General features: G+C 65.6%; 16 protein-coding genes and 1 tRNA gene. 4 read left to right on the top strand and 13 right to left on the bottom strand.

Annotation, left to right across the window (positions count from 1 at the left end; translation table 11 throughout):
* The first annotated feature begins 720 nt into the window (after positions 1–720).
* Positions 721–814, top strand: a tRNA-Ser gene (locus BBTA_RS22030).
* 181 nt (positions 815–995) lie between these two features.
* Here BBTA_RS22030 and BBTA_RS41400 read toward each other — a convergent pair.
* The 11 genes from BBTA_RS41400 to BBTA_RS22085 all read right to left on the bottom strand — a co-directional run bounded on the left by BBTA_RS41400 (position 996) and on the right by BBTA_RS22085 (position 11,256).
* On the bottom strand, positions 996–1,349 hold the full coding sequence (locus BBTA_RS41400; RefSeq protein ID WP_012044715.1) for a hypothetical protein: 354 nt from the start codon (positions 1,347–1,349) through the stop codon (positions 996–998).
* A 50-nt stretch (positions 1,350–1,399) separates the two neighbouring features.
* On the bottom strand, positions 1,400–2,008 hold the full coding sequence (locus BBTA_RS22040) for a TetR/AcrR family transcriptional regulator (RefSeq protein ID WP_041750816.1): 609 nt from the start codon (positions 2,006–2,008) through the stop codon (positions 1,400–1,402).
* Positions 2,009–2,028: 20 nt separating this feature from the next.
* A complete protein-coding gene (locus BBTA_RS22045) occupies positions 2,029–3,237 on the bottom strand; it encodes a Bcr/CflA family efflux MFS transporter (protein ID WP_012044717.1) in 1,209 nt (402 codons plus the stop codon).
* Between the two features lie 303 nt (positions 3,238–3,540).
* Positions 3,541–3,807, bottom strand: coding sequence for a hypothetical protein (locus BBTA_RS22050; RefSeq protein ID WP_012044719.1), 267 nt, complete (start codon positions 3,805–3,807; stop codon positions 3,541–3,543).
* A gap of 1,407 nt (positions 3,808–5,214) precedes the next feature.
* On the bottom strand, positions 5,215–6,693 hold the full coding sequence (gene gatB / locus BBTA_RS22055) for an Asp-tRNA(Asn)/Glu-tRNA(Gln) amidotransferase subunit GatB (RefSeq protein WP_012044722.1): 1,479 nt from the start codon (positions 6,691–6,693) through the stop codon (positions 5,215–5,217).
* On the bottom strand, positions 6,690–6,995 hold the full coding sequence (locus tag BBTA_RS22060) for a hypothetical protein (protein ID WP_041750817.1): 306 nt from the start codon (positions 6,993–6,995) through the stop codon (positions 6,690–6,692). Before BBTA_RS22060 ends, gatB begins: the two co-directional genes overlap by 4 nt.
* Positions 6,986–8,461: an Asp-tRNA(Asn)/Glu-tRNA(Gln) amidotransferase subunit GatA gene (gatA, locus tag BBTA_RS22065; RefSeq protein WP_012044724.1), complete on the bottom strand. Its 1,476-nt coding sequence runs from the start codon at positions 8,459–8,461 to the stop codon at positions 6,986–6,988. The genes BBTA_RS22060 and gatA overlap by 10 nt, the downstream gene beginning before the upstream one ends.
* Complete coding sequence (locus tag BBTA_RS22070) at positions 8,458–8,706, bottom strand: hypothetical protein (RefSeq protein WP_012044725.1); 249 nt, start codon at positions 8,704–8,706, stop codon at positions 8,458–8,460. The genes gatA and BBTA_RS22070 overlap by 4 nt, the downstream gene beginning before the upstream one ends.
* A 71-nt stretch (positions 8,707–8,777) precedes the next feature.
* Positions 8,778–9,065: an Asp-tRNA(Asn)/Glu-tRNA(Gln) amidotransferase subunit GatC gene (gatC, locus tag BBTA_RS22075; protein WP_012044726.1), complete on the bottom strand. Its 288-nt coding sequence runs from the start codon at positions 9,063–9,065 to the stop codon at positions 8,778–8,780.
* 109 nt (positions 9,066–9,174) lie between these two features.
* Complete coding sequence (locus tag BBTA_RS22080; RefSeq protein WP_012044727.1) at positions 9,175–10,251, bottom strand: nitronate monooxygenase family protein; 1,077 nt, start codon at positions 10,249–10,251, stop codon at positions 9,175–9,177.
* Positions 10,252–10,254: 3 nt separating this feature from the next.
* Complete coding sequence (locus BBTA_RS22085) at positions 10,255–11,256, bottom strand: nitronate monooxygenase family protein (protein WP_012044728.1); 1,002 nt, start codon at positions 11,254–11,256, stop codon at positions 10,255–10,257.
* 104 nt (positions 11,257–11,360) lie between these two features.
* On the opposite strand from BBTA_RS22085, the gene BBTA_RS22090 reads away from it, so the two are divergent.
* Together BBTA_RS22090 and BBTA_RS22095 are read left to right on the top strand one after the other, a co-directional pair.
* Positions 11,361–12,251, top strand: a complete 891-nt coding sequence (locus BBTA_RS22090) for a LysR family transcriptional regulator (protein WP_012044729.1) — start codon at positions 11,361–11,363, stop codon at positions 12,249–12,251.
* 237 nt (positions 12,252–12,488) lie between these two features.
* Positions 12,489–13,448: a cyclase family protein gene (locus BBTA_RS22095; protein ID WP_012044730.1), complete on the top strand. Its 960-nt coding sequence runs from the start codon at positions 12,489–12,491 to the stop codon at positions 13,446–13,448.
* 72 nt (positions 13,449–13,520) lie between these two features.
* Here BBTA_RS22095 and BBTA_RS22100 read toward each other — a convergent pair whose 3' ends face one another.
* Positions 13,521–14,411 carry a LysR family transcriptional regulator gene (locus BBTA_RS22100; protein WP_041750818.1) on the bottom strand — a complete coding sequence of 297 codons (891 nt, stop codon included), beginning with the start codon at positions 14,409–14,411 and terminating at the stop codon, positions 13,521–13,523.
* A gap of 132 nt (positions 14,412–14,543) precedes the next feature.
* On the opposite strand from BBTA_RS22100, the gene BBTA_RS22105 reads away from it, so the two are divergent.
* Positions 14,544–15,527, top strand: coding sequence for an aldo/keto reductase (locus BBTA_RS22105; protein ID WP_012044732.1), 984 nt, complete (start codon positions 14,544–14,546; stop codon positions 15,525–15,527).
* A 56-nt stretch (positions 15,528–15,583) separates the two neighbouring features.
* On the opposite strand, the gene BBTA_RS22110 is transcribed toward BBTA_RS22105, so the two are convergent.
* Positions 15,584–17,158 (bottom strand): ABC-F family ATP-binding cassette domain-containing protein, encoded by a 1,575-nt coding sequence (locus tag BBTA_RS22110; protein ID WP_012044733.1) that lies wholly within the window; start codon positions 17,156–17,158, stop codon positions 15,584–15,586.
* Positions 17,159–17,209: the final 51 nt, after the last annotated feature.

Consider the following 17,209-nt stretch of genomic DNA (forward strand, 5'->3'; position numbering starts at 1 on the left):
AGTCAGGGAAGGTTCCGCTCCGCTGGGTGTGAGTCACCCTTGAGGTTGGCCCCGTAATCCCCTCTTCGACCCGTCGCTCAGCCGCTTCGCGCTATCGGACACACCCGCATGAACGCGAGGGACTTGAGCGAACGACCTCAACGGGACGACGCAGGGATGCCCCCCTTCGTCGTGGGAGCAGAATTACCGAAGGACTTTGCACACGCAACAAAGGAACCATCATTGCGGCGGTCAGCGGGCGCCTTTTTGGAGGTGTGTTGCACAAAAGGCACGGAGCCGTGGTTCTGCGGGATCGGCTAAGCATTTGTTTATATTATTATTTTATGACAGCGCAATCTCCGGTAATTAGAGGCGCCACACTTCCCTCCCAACGAACCGGGCGCAACTCGGGCAGCTTGGATGCTGAATCTCGACATAGCCCCAGCGAGAATCGGGATGGACGCCGGAGGTGTGGCAAATAGGTTCCAGTTCACCCGGAGTGTCCGAAGGCTACGTCGGCAACACCGTTCGAAGCATGGCGACTCGGCTGCTCGGTTCTCATCGGTGAGTTGGAATCAGGCTTGGCAGCAACTCTCCGGCGGTGAGGCGCCGGCCGCCGCGTTCCGGCCGTGTCGAGCCTCACCTCCTGCCCGATTAGCTATGCGCAGCTGTGAGGATTTCCGATCGGCGTGCAATCTGCCGCTTGCGGCTCGGCGCGTCGTCGGGCATACCGACCGCGTTGGAGACGTGGCCGAGTGGCTGAAGGCGGCGGTTTGCTAAACCGTTATAGGGTTGTAAAGCCCTATCGAGGGTTCGAATCCCTCCGTCTCCGCCAGCCTTTATGTCTCCGCCAGCCTTTAAATCATCCGCGTTCGCATTCCCTGGACTTCGCTGTCTTCATATAGAGTGTGGGGATCGGACGCCCGGTCACGTCGAGCGCCGCAATCCGGCAGGACCGATCGCCCCAGTCCCGACCGCAGCGGGCTGCGACGGACGCGCAGCCGGACCGCGCGCGATCAGTCGAACAGCCCCCGCGTCACGTTGATGATGAAGGCCGCGGGCATGCCGATCACGGCACCGATGAAGCCGTAGAACAACGCCGTTCCGGCCGAGGCCACACCGCCCGGCCCCATCACGGCTCCATAAAATCCGCCCAGCCCGGCACACAGCAGAGTGACGATCACGAGGCGCCGGTCGTTGGACGCCTCGATCCGCAACCGCCGCAACTCACGCCGGCTCTGCACCACGGGACCGGCAGGCTCGGTCGACCCGCAATGCGGACAGGCCGCAGCCGTGAAGGACACAGCTTGTCCGCAATCATGGCACTCGATCAGCTCCGGCCGCGATGCACGGCCCTGTTTCGCGACCATCCTGCTCCCGTCCAGCCACCCCGCATGCCCCGCCATCATTCCGATAGCGATCACTCCGGCCGAAGGGAAGTGCCGGACGCGCGGCTCATCCGCAGCGCGAGCGCATCGCGGAACATGCGCCACATGGCCTCCTTGCGGATCTCCGTTTCCGCCTGGTCGGCGTAAATCATCACCACAAACAGGCTCTCGACAATGCCAAGATAGGCGTGGCCGAAGCGCGATCGATCGGGCGGCGACAAGACGTCCGGCACTTGCGCGAGAAAGCACGCCTGCAAGCACTCGAGAAAACCAATATAGATCTTGCCGATCACCGGCTTCAGCGCAACCGGCGGCAGAAACGCGGTCCGCAGCAGAAACCGCAGATGCACCGAGGCGTCGTAGCGCGCTGCGAGGACCTCGATATAGGCGCCTCCCGGCTCGCCTGCGGAGGGCGGCGCGGCCAGCGTCGCCATCACGAAATCACGCTCGATCCGGGCCGCGTCCTCCAGCACCAGCAGGAAAAGCTCGTCCTTGCTGGCGACGTGGGAATAGAGCGAGGCCTTTCTGATGCCGACCATGCCGGCAATCTCGTTCAGTGAGGCCGCGTCATACCCCGCCACGGCAAAATGCTGAACGGCGGCATCGCAAATCCGGGCAAGCGATGGAGATCTGGATTTCATCGAAGCGTCCCCTGCCAGTCTCAGTGCTGCACGACCCGAACACCCTGGCCAGCCACCATGCGCAGGGAGGCAAGGGTCAGGCCGGCCGTCACGACCCCGGCCAGCGCAAGAAAGGCCAGCCACCATGCGGGGCCGATCTCGGCCAGCAGCGCAGCCAAGGGCGTCGCCGCCGCCCCAAGCACCAGCGGAACCGCCCCAAGCAGCGCCGTGCTTGCGCCAAGCGCTGACGCGCGCGAGGCGAGCGCAATCGATGTCAGCGTGGCCTCTGCAGTGCCGAGACCGGCGAGCGTCAGGATCATGCCGGCGACGATTCCGGGGAGACCGATACCGACCAGCACCGACACCCATCCGATCAGCGCGCCGCCCAGCATCGCCAGCACCCCGGCCAAGGCAAGCCTCTCGACATCGAACGTCTTGACCAGCCTCGCGCAGATGATCGCGCCGATCAGAACGGCGATCCCCGTCGCGCCGAAGATGAAGCCGAACTCGCGCGACGGCAGGCCATAGAACGACTGATACACATAGGACGCGCCGCCGATATAGCCGAACAGAATAAAGAAGACGCCGGAGAGCGCGAGGCCCGGCACCAAGAAGCGTCGATCCATGACAATGCTAACATAGGTCCGCCACACCTGAACGGGATGGAGTGACGATCGCTTGTTCGGCGGCAAGCTCTCAGGCAGCCTCGTGAACGTATTCGCGAGCACGATCGCGCCGAGAGCGGCAAGAAAGTAGAAGACCGCGCGCCAGCCGAGCCCGGCGCCGATCATTCCGCCCAGCACCGGCGCCATCACCGGGCCGAGCCCTTGGATCGTCATCAGCAACGCGAAAATCTGCACGGCCGCGACACCCGAGGCGATGTCGCGCACGGTGCTCATCGCCGTCACGATCGCAAGTGACGCCGCCAAGCCTTGCAGCAACCGCGCGAGCAGCAACGCCTCGACCGAGTGCGCCACCGCCGCGCAGAGCGACGCCACCACGAAGATCGCGAGGGCGACAAGCAAGGGCCGGCGACGACCATAGGCGTCGATGACCGGACCGAAGACGATCTGCCCTGCCCCCATGGCCAGCAGGAACACCATCAATGTCAGCTGCATCGCGGGATAGGTCGTGTTCATCTCCTCGGCCATCACCGGGAGCGAGGGCAGATACATGTCGACCGACACCGGGGCGAGCAGCGTGATCAGGCCCAGCGCAACAGCGACGGAGAACGGTACGGATTGCGTCATGATTGGTGAATGTCGGTCAGCTGTGAGGACCGCCGTCGCCGGGGGCCCAAGCCTTCGTGAGGCGATACCTACCTACCGATAGGTAGCCAATATGGCAAGTGCGGCGATGTCGCAGGCGGCGGTGCCGCAATAGAATGTGTGTCGTGGGGAAAAATAGCCGCAGGTCCTGCGGCCGAGTGGCGATCGCGCCCAATCAAAGACGGCAGGACGCGCGCACGACGGCTGAATGTCGAAAGCCGCCAGGCGTGTCGCCCAGCGGCTCATGCGATCCGGCACCATGCGCGCCGCGCCAATGATGTCCGTTCAATGCGTGGCCATCCAGGCCCGGGCCTCGCGTTGCGCGGCAGCGATGTCGGCATCCGACATCTGCTCGGCGACCTCGCGTCGCATCGCCACCGCATCGACGCGTCCTTTCAGAGCCGCAAGATTGAACCATTTGTGCGCGGCGATGAGATCCACGATCCCGTCGCGACCACTCGCATAGAGCATGCCGAGCTCGAACAGCACGTCCGCACTGCCCCCCTGCTCCGCGGTCGTCACGTCATCGAAATTGAGTTGCCCCTGAAACATTGTCGCTCTCCTTCCTTCGCAAGGAGGCGGGTCGCTCACTGAGCCCAGCCCCCGTCCAACTGTTCAACGCCTGATTAGTCCCCATGCCGTTTGTCGGCTTATGCGCGAAGGATGACCGATCAAGTTTGAAAGGCAGTTTAAACATCGTGCTGAAGGAAGCCTGAACGGAAACCGCCCGATCTTTGGAGCCGGCCAGCAAATATTTGAAAGAGATCAGATTTTCTGAACTGGCAAAGAGCGGTTTACCGTTCTGTTTGGCAAACCTCTAACCATCCGGCCAACACCGGCGTAGCCACGCAACACGGCGTGGATGATCCGGTGACACGAGGCAGATCGCCGGCGCGCAGCAGGATGCGCGTACAAGACGACGCCGTCCGGTGGCGGCACCGCTCAAGCGATGCGCCAATGCTCCGGCGGGAGATCGTATGATGGACTGGGAAGGAGGTCGTCAGGCACGCGGCACTCGGGCGGGTGCCAAGATCGAGGGCGTCGGCGAACACGTCAGGATCAGATCCCACATTGGTTCGAGAACCGCCGGTGAGATTGCAGACCGGAAACGCGATCTGCACCGAACGAAGAAATCCTGTTTCTTCTGCCGGACCGCACCGGGAGCGAGACCGCTCGCAAGTTCGATCCGACCGTTGACCTGATGTCTCGCCGACACCCTCTATCGTCGATTGGAGCTTCAGGAGATCTGCCTCGCTCTCGAAGAGCTGCGCCGACCTGCGTTCCAATGACGTGCCGGCATCAGTCTGCCGGGCTCATCTCGCACGGACTGCGAGACTTACTTCTTCTTGGCGACCTTCTTGGTCTTCTTGGCAGTCTTCTTCGCCGCGGTCTTCGCGACCTTCTTCACTGCCTTCTTCGCCTTCTTCGCTTTCTTGGCCATGTTGCCCTCCGATGTGAGATGGCTTAGTCGATGCGTGCACTCGGGAATCGAGCTGCACTCCTCATCGATACACCAACGAGTGAAAAAAAACAGCTTCCGGCTTAAGGAAGTGTTGACACGCGCGCGCGCACGCGGCTGACGCAACGCGCGAAGCAGCGCGTCGGGCGACATCGAAAATGCCGACGCGCGCGTCCGCAGCGGCGCGCCTGCTACTAATAGCGATCGCACGAAAAGCCTGCACTGCAAGCCATTTCCTGAACTACTGCATGATGCGACGAAAGCAGCTCGATGCGCGGAGCAGCGCGCAGACTCGCGCGATGAGAGCCGCTCGCGGACTCTGAGTCGTAAATTTTGGCAACGAAAAAATTTTCATTGCACACGCCCTCGTGTGCGTTCGAGCGCTCGCCAAAGGTGGCTTTTTTGCGAATCGCGCGCGGCGATTCGCGGGACGCGAGGGCCAAACAAAAACGGCGCGCACCATGTGCGCGCCGTCGGAACGAAGATGAGCGCTCGCGGTTTCAGATACCGAGCTTGCTCTTCAGGAGATCATTGACCGCCTGCGGGTTGGCCTTGCCGCCCGACGACTTCATCACCTGGCCAACGAACCAGCCGGCGAGTTGCGGCTTGGCCTTCGCCTGCGCGACCTTGTCCGGATTGGCGGCAATGATCTCATCGACCACCTTCTCGATCGCGCCGAGATCGGTGACCTGCTTCATGCCGCGGCTTTCGACCAGCTCGCGCGGATCGCCGCCCTCGCTCCAGACGATCTCGAACAGATCCTTGGCGATCTTTCCGGAGATCGTCCCCTCGCCGATCAGCGCGACGATGGCGGCGAGCTGCGCCGACGACACCGGCGACGACGCGATGTCGCGCCCTTCCTTGTTGAGGCGCCCGAACAGCTCGTTGATGACCCAATTGGCCGCCAGCTTGCCGTCACGGCCGCGGTCGGACAGCGCCTCCAGCACGCTCTCATAGAACGCCGCGCTCTCGCGCTCGGCCACCAGCACGGAGGCGTCGTAGGGCGAGAGACCGAAATCGGCGATGAAGCGCGCCTTCTTCTGGTCCGGCAGCTCCGGCAGCGCGGCCTTCAGCGCGTCGACGAAGGCCTGGTCGAACTCGAGCGGCAACAGGTCAGGATCGGGGAAGTAGCGGTAATCATGCGCCTCTTCTTTCGAGCGCATCGACCGTGTCTCGCCCTTGTCGGGATCGAACCGCCGGGTTTCCTGCTCGATCGTGCCGCCGTCCTCGATGATCTCGATCTGGCGCCGCGCCTCGGCCTCGACCGCCTGGCCGATGAAGCTGATCGAGTTGATGTTCTTGATCTCGCAGCGGGTGCCGAGCGGCCCGCCCGGCTTGCGCACGGAGACGTTGACGTCGGCGCGCAAGCTTCCCTTCTCCATGTCGCCGTCGCAGGTGCCGAGATAGCGCAGGATCGAGCGCAGCTTGGTGACGTAGGCCTTGGCCTGCTCGGCGTCGCGGATGTCGGGCTTGGAGACGATCTCCATCAGCGCCACGCCGCAGCGGTTATAGTCGATATAGGACAGCGACGGCGACTGGTCGTGCAGCATCTTCCCGGGATCCTGCTCGAGGTGCAGGCGCTCGATGCCGATCGTCGCGGTCTTGCCGCCGTCGAGCTCGACCGTGACCTCGCCCTCGCCCACGATCGGGTCCTTGTACTGGCTGATCTGGTAGCCTTGCGGCAGGTCGGGGTAGAAATAGTTCTTACGGTCGAACACCGAGCGCAGGTTGATCTTGGCATTGAGCCCGAGCCCGGTGCGCACGGCCTGGCGCACGCACTCCTCGTTGATGACCGGCAGCATGCCGGGCATGGCCACGTCGACCAGCGAGACGTGGCTGTTGGGATCGCCGCCGAAGGCGGTGGAGGCGCCGGAGAACAGTTTCGACTTCGACGTGACCTGGGCATGGATCTCCATCCCGATCACGACTTCCCAGTCGCCGGTGGCGCCCTTCATCAGCTTGCCGCTGGTTGCCGTCATGGCCCTGAACTCCCCATCAGCGCGGAGATGATCCGCTCAAATTCGATATCCAGCGCATCGGTGGCGACCTTCTGTCCGGCCTGGCGGTACCAGTAGCCGGCATTGCCGAGATCGCCCTCGACGCGGTGCAGATGCGCGTGCGCCCAGGCCGCTTCGCGGCCGGGCTCGTCCTGAATGATCCTGTGCGCCCGATCCCAATCGCCTTTCGCCAGCCACCACAGGCCAGCGAGCACCGGCGAGAGACCGGCCGCGGGCGCGTCGCCCGCGAGGCTGTGCTTGAAGTCGGTGACGCTCACCACCACCGGACCGGCGTGAAGCGGCCCGCCGCCTGCTCGATCACCTCGCCGAGCGAGAACAACGTCTCCTCGTCGAACGGACGGCCGATCAGTTGCAGCCCGAGCGGCAGGCCCTGGCTATCCTTGCCGGCGGGCACCGCGATACCCGGCAGACCCGCCATGTTCACCGTGACCGTGAAGATGTCGTTGAGATACATCTCGACCGGATCGGCGCCGCCCTTCTCGCCGATGCCGAAGGCGGCGGACGGCGTCGCGGGGGTGAGGATCGCGTTCACGCCCTTGGCGAAGCAGTCCTCGAAATCCCTCTTGATGAGGGTACGGACCTTCTGCGCCCGGATATAATAGGCGTCGTAATAGCCGGCCGAGAGCACATAGGTGCCGATCATGACGCGGCGCCGCACCTCGGGCCCGAACCCTTCGGCGCGGGTGTTCTCGTACAACTCGCCGATGGACTTGCCCGACACCCGCAGGCCGTAACGGACCCCATCGTAGCGCGCGAGGTTCGACGACGCCTCGGCCGGCGCCACGATGTAATAGGCCGGCAGCGCGTATTTGGTGTGCGGCAGCGACACTTCGACCAGCTCGGCGCCGGCCGCCTTGAGCCAGTCCGCGCCATCGCTCCACAGCTTCTCGATCTCGGCCGGCATGCCATCGAGCCGATATTCCCGGGGAATGCCGATCTTCATCCCCTTCACGGACCGGCCGATCGCGGCCTCATAGTCCGGCACGGGGATGTCGACGGAGGTCGTATCCTTCGGATCGTGGCCGGCCATCGAGCGCAGCAGGATCGCGGCGTCGCGGGTCGAGCGCGCGATCGGACCGGCCTGGTCGAGCGACGAGGCGAAGGCAACGATGCCCCAGCGCGAGCAGCGGCCATAGGTCGGCTTGATTCCGACGGTGGCGGTGAACGCCGCGGGTTGACGGATCGAGCCGCCGGTGTCGGTCGCGGTCGCGCCCATGCACAGCAGCGCCGCCACTGCAGAGGCCGAGCCGCCGGACGAGCCGCCCGGCACCAGGGTCGTGTTGGAGCCTTCGCGACGCCACGGGTTGCCCACGGGGCCGAAGCACGAGGTCTCGTTGGACGAGCCCATCGCGAACTCGTCATTGTTGAGCTTGCCGAGCATGACCGCGCCATCGCGCCAGAGCTGCGAGGTCACGGTGGACTCGTAGGTCGGCACGAAATTGCCGAGGATCTTCGAACAGGCCGTGGTGCGAACGTCCTTGGTCGCGAACAGGTCCTTGATCCCCAAGGGAATGCCGGCCAGCGGCCCGGCCTCGCCCTTGCCGATCCTGGCATCGGCCTCGCGCGCCATCGCGCGCGCCTGGTCCGGCGTTTCCATCACGAAGGCGTTGAGGGCGCGCGCCTCCTCCATCGCCTTGAGATGGGCGTCGGTCAGCTCGAGCGACGTGAAGGTCTTGCTCGCAAGGCCCTTACGGGCCTCGGCGAGCGTCAGGGAAGTCAAATCGGTCATTTATTGATCGGGCTGCAGAAGAAGGGGGAAAGTGTCTTGTCGTCGGCCGCGTCGTCGGCAAAGAATTTATTCATCTTCGCCTTCGCGTTGTCGGCATTGGCCTTGGTCGCATTGGCCGCCTCGAGCTGGTCGAGGATCTCGTTCACGGTCTTGTCGGGATCGGCGGCCTTGCCCTGCCGCTCCATCGCGTCGAGATAATCCATATAGGCCTTGTAGGCCGCTTCATCGTCGCAGAGCAGGCACATGGCGTTGGCTCGCTTCATCGGTTGGAGGAGCGGATCACGCGGCGAATGCGCGCCATCCAGCGACCCCTTGGCTATTCCACCACCTTCGGCACCAGGAAGAAATGGTTCTCGGTTGCCGGCGCGTTCTTGACGATGTCGTCGGCGATCTCGCCGTCATTGACCACGTCCTGGCGCTTCTTCATCGCCATCGGCGTGACCGAGGTCATCGGCTCGACGCCCTCGACATTGACCTCGGAGAGCTGCTCGACGAAGTTCAGCATCGCGTTGAGCTCGCCCTGCAGATGCGGGACCTCGGCGTCAGTGACAGCGATCCGCGCCAATTGCGCGATCCGGCGGACGGTGGCGGCATCGACCGACATTATATAGGGCCTCACGGGACAGGATGAACCCGCCCTATAGCAGAGGCCGCTTTCGCGCCGCAACCGGCAGCCGCTGGACTTTCCGGGGACGGCGGCCCCGCCCGAAGCCTCAGCCCGCGATCGTCGCAAGGCGCGCCAGCGCCTGTTCGGCCAGCGTTCGCGTCAGGTCAGCCGCCGGTATCTCGCGGCCTAGCGGCAGCGCCTGCCCGGCCCAGAGATTTGTGAAATCCACTTTGCCCTGCTTCTCGGCCGCCGCCTTGAGCGGGCCGAGCGCGGTCGCCGCATGCGGAAAGGCCGGCGCCTCCGGCGCGATCGGCCCGACCTCGCGCATCACCCGGTTGGCGACGCCGCGCGCAAGCCGGCCGGTCATCACATTGGTGATGACCGTGGATTCGTCGCTGGCGGCCGCGAGCGCGGCGCGCGCGGGACCGCTGACCTTGGACTCCGGACAGCGCAGATAGGCGCTGCCGATCTGGACGCCGGACGCGCCGAGCGCAAAGGCGGCAGCAATGCCGCGCGCATCGGCAATGCCGCCCGCCGCGATCACCGGGACCTTCACCGCATCGACCACCTGCGGCACCAGCGCGAGCGTGCCAACCTGCTCAGCCAATTTGTCGGTCAGGAACATACCGCGATGGCCGCCGGCCTCCGCCCCCTGCGCGATGATGATGTCGGCGCCGTTCCGCTCCAGCCACACCGCCTCGCGGACCACTGTCGCCGAGGCCATCACGACCGCCCCGGTCGCCTTCACCCGCGCCAGCAGCGTCGGCTCCGGCAGGCCGAAATGGAAACTGACGATCTCCGGCTTCAGCTCCTCGACGACGGCGCACATCGCCGCGTCGAACGGCGCACGGTTGGCCGCCGTGACCGGCGCCGCCGGATCGACGCCGTACTCCTGATAATAGGAGTCGAGACGTTGTTTCCAGCCAGCCTCGCGCGCAGCATCCGCCTCCACGGGGGTATGGCAGAAGAAGTTCACATTGATCGGCGCCGATAAGCGCTGACGGATGATGTTCACCTGCTCCCGCGCCTTTTCGGCGGAGAGCATCGCGCAGGGCAGCGAACCCAGTCCGCCACCTTCCGCGACCGCGATGACGAGATCGGCATCCATCACGCCGGCCATCGGCGCCAGGACGATCGGATGTTCGGTCTTGACGACATCGAGAAAGCGACGATCGGGCCACATGGTTCACCTCGCAGTTTCGTTGAGTTCCGCCGGCCGCCAGGATGAGTTGCGCTGCCCTTGCAGGATCCGCTCGGCCTCGCTGACGATGCGCTGAACGATCTCGCCGGCCGCCGGAATATCATGGATCAGGCCGACCGCCTCGCCAGCGATGACGGCGGCGACATCGAAATTGCCATCGGTCCGAGCCTTGACGTAGTCGGCGGACACGCGTTCGACCTGCTGCAGCAGCTCGACCTCGCGGCCGAGCCAGCGTCGCGCGTGATCGTTGATCAGGCAGCGGCCGGTAAACGGCGCCGGCCAGACATTGTTGCGCGACAGGTCGAAGATGATGCCGCGCACGGTCTCGCCAGCGCGCGCTGCGCAGATGCGCCGCTTGGCTTCATCGGCACCGGCGGCTTCCTGACTGGCGTAGAAGCGCGTGCCGAGCAGCACGCCATCCGCGCCGAGCGACAGCATGGCCGCAAGTCCGCGGCCGTCGGCAAGTCCGCCCGCAGCCACCACCGGCACGCGGCCGGCGGCGAGATCGACGATCGCAGGCACGATGTCGAGCGTGGTGCGCGAGGCGCCATGGCCGCCGGCTTCAGTTCCCTGCGCGATCAGGATGTCGGCGCCGGCGGCAAGCGCCTGCTCTGCCATCGCTTCATCCTGCACCTGGCAGATCAGCAGCGCGCCGGCCTGCTTGATCGCGGACGCAAAGCACCGGGGATCACCGAATGACAGCATCACGGCCGTGGGCTTCGCCGCCAGCGCGATGTCGAGCAGGTCGGGCTGCTTCGCCAGCGACCAGGTGATGAAGCCGATGCCGAACGGCATCTGCAGGCCGCCGAGCTTGGCGCTCTCCTGCACGAGCCACGCGCGATTGCCGTATCCGCCGCCGAGAATGCCGAGGCCGCCGGCGCGGCTGACGGCGCGCACCAGATTGGCGTTGGCAACACCATCCATCGGGGCCAGCAGGATGGGATGGCAGACCCCAAGCCTCTCCGTCAGCAGTGTCCTCAGCGCCATGCAGGTCTCCTCGCCTCTGGACGCGGACTCTAGGCGGGGCTAGCATTCTCTCAAAATGAATACTTGAGAACTCTGCCATCGCAGATTCAAAACGGGGATCGACCGTGGAACTAAGCGACCTGCAGACTTTCGCGGCCGTCGCGCGCACGGGCGGCATCACGCGCGCCGCCGAAGCTCTCAACACGGTGCAGTCCAACGTCACGCAGCGGATCAAGGCCTTGGAGGCCGAGATCGGCACCGCATTGTTCGAACGCCACAGCCGCGGCATGACTCTCACCGGCGCCGGACTGCGCCTGTTGCCCTATGCCGACCGGATCGCCGCGCTATCGCGCGAAGCCCTGCTCGCCGCGCGCGACGACGGCGAGCCGATGGGGCCGCTGCTGATCGGCTCGATGGAGACGACCGCGGCAGTGCGCCTGCCGACACGCCTTGCGGATTTTCACCGGCGCTTCCCTTCCGTGGCCTTGAGCCTGCGCACGGCGCCGACAGCGGATCTGGTGGCTGGCGTTCTGGACGGAACGCTCGACGGCGCATTCGTGGCCGGCCCGATCGAGCATCCCGACCTCACCGGCGTGGTCGCCTTCGAGGAAGAACTCGTGCTGGTGACAGCCCGGCGCTTCGAGACGCTGGCGGCGTTGCGTGCCGCGACCGCCGCGTCGGGTCCGACCGCGCTGGTGTTCCGGGCCGGCTGCACCTACCGGCAACGTCTGGAGCAGGTCTTCAACGAGTTCGGCTGGCCCGCCGCAGCCCGCATCGAACTCGGCACGCTCGACGGCATGATCGGCTGCGTGGCCGCCGGCATGGGCGTCGCACTGCTACCCCGCGCGGTGGTGACGCGGCATGAGATGATCGGCAGCGTCGGCCTGCACACGCTCACGCCATCTCATGCGCGGGTCGATACGCTTTTCATCCATCGCCGCGCGGCGCATCGCAGCAGCGCACTCTCGGCGTTCATGGCGGGGCTGGCGGGCCGGGGTCACGACATCGCGGCGTGATGCGTCCCAGAGCGTGATGCGCCCCCGATGCATGCCGCGCCGCAATCGCCGACGCGAATTCCATTGCGGAGAATGACAGTCACCCGTTGCAGAAGCAGCAAATTCGGCCGATGCGACTTTAGGGCGCAGGGCTCTGCACGCGCCGGAAAAACTTCGCGCGACCGTCTCCTACTACGTTAGGATGCGGCGCTGGCCAGCGCGAAACACAATAAACGTCAACATGTCGGAGGAAATGCGATGCGCAACGCGTTCGTGTTGTGCTGCTCGATTGCCTTGATGGGTGTGATCGGGACGGCCAATGCCCAAGAGAAGACCCAGGACAAGCCCCAAGACTGGACCAAATCGAAATGGGGACCGCAGGACGAGATCGGCGCCGCCAACTACATCACGCCGGAACTCGTGGTCAAAGCGGCCTCGCTGGTGAAGACCGGCAAGACCTACCCGCTCGGCATGATCATCGACTCCAAGACGCCGGCCTATCCACCGCGTTCCTTCAAGATCACGGTGGTGCAGCCGGGACAGGCCGGCATCCCAGGGCTCGGCCCCAACAAGGCGACTTATAATGACGACATCATCGAAGGCTGGGTCGGCGTCGGCAGCCAGCTCGACGGCCTCGGCCATCTCGGCATCGAGCACGTCTATTACAACGGCAACAAACTGCTCGACTTCGCTGATCCGACCGGCCTGAAGAAGCTGGGCATCGAGAAGGTACCGCCGCTGGTGGCGCGCGGCGTCCTGCTCGACATGGCCGCCTACTACAACACCGACGTCGTCAAGGAAGGCACCGCCTTCAACGTCAAGGAGATCGAGGAGGCCGCCAAGAAACAGGGCGTCGAGATCCGCCAGGGCGACATCGTCATCTTCCATACCGGCTGGCTCGGCCTGATCGGCAAGGACGACAAGCGCTACAGCGCCGGCGAGCCCGGTCTGGGCGTCGAAGGCGCCAAATACCTGACCTCGAAGGGCGTGGTGGCCATCGGGGCCGACAATTGGGCGGTGGAGGCGATTCCGTTCGAGTCGTCGAACCTGTTCGAGGTACACCAGATCCTGCTCGCGATGAACGGGACCTACATCCTCGAGAACATGAACACCGCCGATCTCGCCAGGGACAAAGGCTACGAGTTCCTGTTCGTGCTGGGCCAGCCGCGCTGGCGCGGCGGCGTCCAGGGCAACATCAACCCGATCGCGATCCGCTGATCCGGGCGGCACGGCGTTCGCAGCGCCGTGCCCCTCGCCCCTTCCGCCACGACCATGACGCGGAACACACCGCTAGTCGAGATAGCGCAAGGCTTCGAGGATGAGGCTGAATGCGGCCGACGGCTGCCGCCGGCTCGGATAATACAGGTAGTAGCCGTCGAACGGCTCGCACCAGTCGTCGAGAACGCGCACCAGCGCGCCCTTTGCCAGCAGCGGCGCGACGCGATCATCGACGAGATGGGCCAGGCCGTGACCGGCCGAGGCCGCAGCGACGATCAGATCGACGTCGTTCAACACGACCGGACCATCGACCTTGACCTTCAATTCGCGGCCGCCCCGGCCATATTCCCACTGATAGATGCTGCCGTTCACCATGCGCAGATTGATGCAGGCGTGACGCGTCAGATCGTCCGGCGATTTCGGGGCGCCGCATTTGGCGAGATATGCGGGCGAGCCGACCGTGGCCATGCGGAGCCTCGGGCCGATCCGCACCGCCACCATGTCCTGCTCGAGCCGCTCGCCGAGCCGCACGCCCGCGTCGAAACGTTCGGCGACGATGTCGGTAAGCCCGGACTGGACGTTCAGCTCGACCTTGATGTCCGGATAGTCTGCGACGATCCGGTCGATCGCGGGCCATAACAGGGTGCGGGCGGCGTGCTCCGACGTCGTGATCCGCACAGTGCCGGCTGGCCGGCTGCGCAACTCGGTCAGTGCGGCGATCCGGGCGTCGATCTCGTCGAACGCCGGGGCCACCGTTTCCATCAGGCGTTCGCCCGCCTCCGTGGGCGCGACGCTGCGCGTCGTCCGCGTCAGCAGCCGGACGTCCATGCGCTGCTCGAGCCGGCGGATGGCATGGCTCAGCGCCGACGGTGATACGCCGAGCTTGGCTGCCGCGCGGGTGAAACTGCGCTCCTCAGCCACGGCGAGGAACATCGCCAGACCGCCCATATCCATCCGCCGCACGGCCGCGCCTCCTGGATTAATGACAAATTGTCATAAGCCCATCCAACATTAGCCGCCTAATCGCAATGAGAAATACATCCTAGATCGTCCGGCAGAGCCTGGGCGCCCGCGCCCGCATCGTGAGGACGGATCATGAAAAAGCGAATTCTGGGACGTGGCGGCCTCGAGGTCTCGGCCTTAGGCCTGGGCTGCATGGGACTGAGCTTCGGCTATGGGCCGGCGACCGACAGGTCCGAAGCCGTCGCATTGATCCGCGCGGCCGTCGAACGCGGAGTGACCTTCTTCGACACCGCCGAAGCCTATGGCCCGGGACTCAATGAGGAGGTCGTCGGCGAGGCGCTCGCGCCGTTCCGCGACGACGTCGTCATCGCGACCAAATTCGGCTTCCTGAACGGCAAGCCGCAGGACGGGCTCGACAGCCGGCCAGCGCGCATCCGCGAGGTCGCCGACGAATCCCTGATGCGGCTGCGCACCGATCGGATCGATCTGTTCTACCAGCACCGCGTCGATCCGGACGTGCCGATCGAGGACGTCGCCGGCACCGTGAAGGAGCTGATCGCGGCGGGCAAGGTCCGGCATTTCGGCCTGTCCGAAGCCGGCGTGGAGTCGATCCGCAGGGCCCATGCCGTGCAGCCCGTGACGGCGCTGCAGAGCGAATATTCGATGTGGTGGCGCGAGCCCGAGACGGAGGTGCTGCCGGCGCTCGAGGAGCTCGGCATCGGCTTCGTGCCGTTCAGCCCGCTCGGCAAGGGCTTCCTCACCGGCCGGTTCGGCGCCGATGCGACGTTCGACAAGGCCGACTTCCGCAGCACTGTTCCCCGCTTCGCACCGGAAGCAATCAAAGCGAACCAGGCGATCGCCGATCTGGTCCGCAGCCTCGCCGACGCCAAGGGCGTGACGCCGGCGCAGATCGCGCTGGCCTGGCTGCTCGCCCGCAAGCCCTGGATCGTACCGATCCCCGGCACCACCAAACTGCACCGGCTCGAGGAAAATCTCGGCGCCGCCGATGTCGAGCTGACGGCCGATGATCTCGCCCGCATCGCGCAAGCCCTCGCCTCGGTCGCGGTGCATGGCGACCGCTACGCCGCTGCGCAACAGCGTTTCGTCAACCGATGAGCCGGCCAAGAGACGACGATCAGCAGATCGTCGTCTCTTGACGTGCCGATCGATCCTCAACCGACCGCAAACTCCTGGGTGATGCCGATCGCGGCGAGAAACGACGGATCATGACTGACGACGAGCAGCGCGCCGTCGAAGTCGCGCAGCGCCTGCTCCAAGATCTCGATGGAAGCGATGTCGAGATGGTTGGTGGGCTCGTCCAGCAGCAGCAGCCAGGGCGGCTGCTCGCCACCGAACGTGCAGGCGAGGCCTGCGCGCAGCCGCTCGCCGCCGGACAGCGTCGCTACCGTCTGCTCGGCGTCGCGGTTGCGGAACGCGAAGCGCGCGCAGGCGGCGTACGCCGCCTCCGCCCCGAGCGCCGGATGCAGGCGGCGGAAATTGCCGATGATGCTGTCGCTGCCATCGAGCAGGGCGACGTGCTGATCCAGCATCGCGACCCGTCCCTCGGCGCGTCGGACCATTCCGCCGGCCAGGGACATCGTGCCGATCGCAGTCCGGAGCAGCGTGGTCTTGCCAGCGCCGTTACGCCCCACGATCGCGATGCGCTGACGACCCCTGATGTGCAACGTCCATGGACCGAATTTCCTGTCGCCGGCGGTCACGACCGCATCCTCCATGGCGAGCAGTTCGGTGCCGGTGCCGAGCCCCGTTGCCGGCAGCACCATGGAGAGAGGCGTCAGGACTTCCACTCCCTGCCGCGCCTCCTCGGCCTGCGCGGTGGCCTCGGCCGTCACTCGCTCGGCCAGCCGCTGCGCCCGGCCGCCGGTGTTCTCAGCCCGTTCGGCGCGCGCGCCGAGCAGGATTCTGGGCGCCGAGCCACGCGCGGCGAAGGCGCGCCCGGCCTTGTCCTTGCGCATCTTGGCTTCGCGCTGGCGCTGCACGGCGCGGCCCACCTCGCGCAAATGGGCATCGGCGCGGTCCAGCGCAGCGGACGCCCGCGCCCGCGCCTCATCCCGCGCCTGCGCGAACATCGACCAGCCGCCGCCGACGATATGTACCCCGACCGGAGTAAGTTCGACGATCCGGTCCATTATCCCCAGCAGCGCGCGATCATGACTGGCGACCAGCACGCCACCGCGCCAATTCTGCACGAGCCGGCCGATGGCGACGCGGCCGTCCGCATCGAGATTGTTGGTCGGCTCGTCGAGCAGCAGCAGATCCGGCGCTTCGATCAGCAGCCGCGCGATGCCGATGCGTGTCCGCTCGCCGCCGCTGAGGGACTCAATCGAACGATGCAGTCCGATGCGCCCCAGCCCGGCTTCCGTCAGCGCATCATCGACCCGCCGGGGCAGGCTCCAGTCGACGCGCGCGAGGTCATCGTCATGACCGTTCCCGGCAACGATCCGGTCGATGATCGCAAGTCCGGTCGCGACGCCGAGCGCCTCGTCGATGCGCAGTCCGGGATTCCATTGCTGCGCCAGCAGCCCGAGCGTCCCGCCGCGCGTCACCTTTCCCGCTGCAGGATCCAACGTGCCGGCGATGATCCGCAGCAAGGTTGATTTGCCGCAACCATTACGGCCGACCAGCCCGACCCGTTCGGCGCCGATGGAGAACGAGAGTTTGTCGAACAGACGATGATCGTCAGGTGTGGCGGCGGCGACCGCGTCGAGCGTGAGAAAGGAGGGCATGAGCAACCGTGATGGCAGGAGACACAAAGCGGCGGGCAATGTTGGTCCTGC

This window comes from Bradyrhizobium sp. BTAi1, assembly GCF_000015165.1.
GTDB classification, from domain to species: Bacteria; Pseudomonadota; Alphaproteobacteria; order Rhizobiales; family Xanthobacteraceae; genus Bradyrhizobium; species Bradyrhizobium denitrificans.

What these genes read in the sequence shown, in the direction of transcription:
- BBTA_RS22070 (WP_012044725.1), bottom strand. Translation starts at nt 8,706, where the DNA reads ATGTGCCTGCTCTGCGACGATGAAGCGGCCTACAAGGCCTATATGGAT.
- BBTA_RS22105 (WP_012044732.1), top strand. Translation starts at nt 14,544, where the DNA reads ATGAAAAAGCGAATTCTGGGACGTGGCGGCCTCGAGGTCTCGGCCTTA.
- BBTA_RS22045 (WP_012044717.1), bottom strand. Translation starts at nt 3,237, where the DNA reads ATGACGCAATCCGTACCGTTCTCCGTCGCTGTTGCGCTGGGCCTGATC.
- gatA (WP_012044724.1), bottom strand. Translation starts at nt 8,461, where the DNA reads ATGACCGATTTGACTTCCCTGACGCTCGCCGAGGCCCGTAAGGGCCTT.
- BBTA_RS22110 (WP_012044733.1), bottom strand. Translation starts at nt 17,158, where the DNA reads ATGCCCTCCTTTCTCACGCTCGACGCGGTCGCCGCCGCCACACCTGAC.
- gatB (WP_012044722.1), bottom strand. Translation starts at nt 6,693, where the DNA reads ATGACGGCAACCAGCGGCAAGCTGATGAAGGGCGCCACCGGCGACTGG.
- BBTA_RS41400 (WP_012044715.1), bottom strand. Translation starts at nt 1,349, where the DNA reads ATGGTCGCGAAACAGGGCCGTGCATCGCGGCCGGAGCTGATCGAGTGC.
- BBTA_RS22085 (WP_012044728.1), bottom strand. Translation starts at nt 11,256, where the DNA reads ATGGCGCTGAGGACACTGCTGACGGAGAGGCTTGGGGTCTGCCATCCC.
- gatC (WP_012044726.1), bottom strand. Translation starts at nt 9,065, where the DNA reads ATGTCGGTCGATGCCGCCACCGTCCGCCGGATCGCGCAATTGGCGCGG.
- BBTA_RS22040 (WP_041750816.1), bottom strand. Translation starts at nt 2,008, where the DNA reads ATGAAATCCAGATCTCCATCGCTTGCCCGGATTTGCGATGCCGCCGTT.
- BBTA_RS22080 (WP_012044727.1), bottom strand. Translation starts at nt 10,251, where the DNA reads ATGTGGCCCGATCGTCGCTTTCTCGATGTCGTCAAGACCGAACATCCG.
- BBTA_RS22095 (WP_012044730.1), top strand. Translation starts at nt 12,489, where the DNA reads ATGCGCAACGCGTTCGTGTTGTGCTGCTCGATTGCCTTGATGGGTGTG.
- BBTA_RS22050 (WP_012044719.1), bottom strand. Translation starts at nt 3,807, where the DNA reads ATGTTTCAGGGGCAACTCAATTTCGATGACGTGACGACCGCGGAGCAG.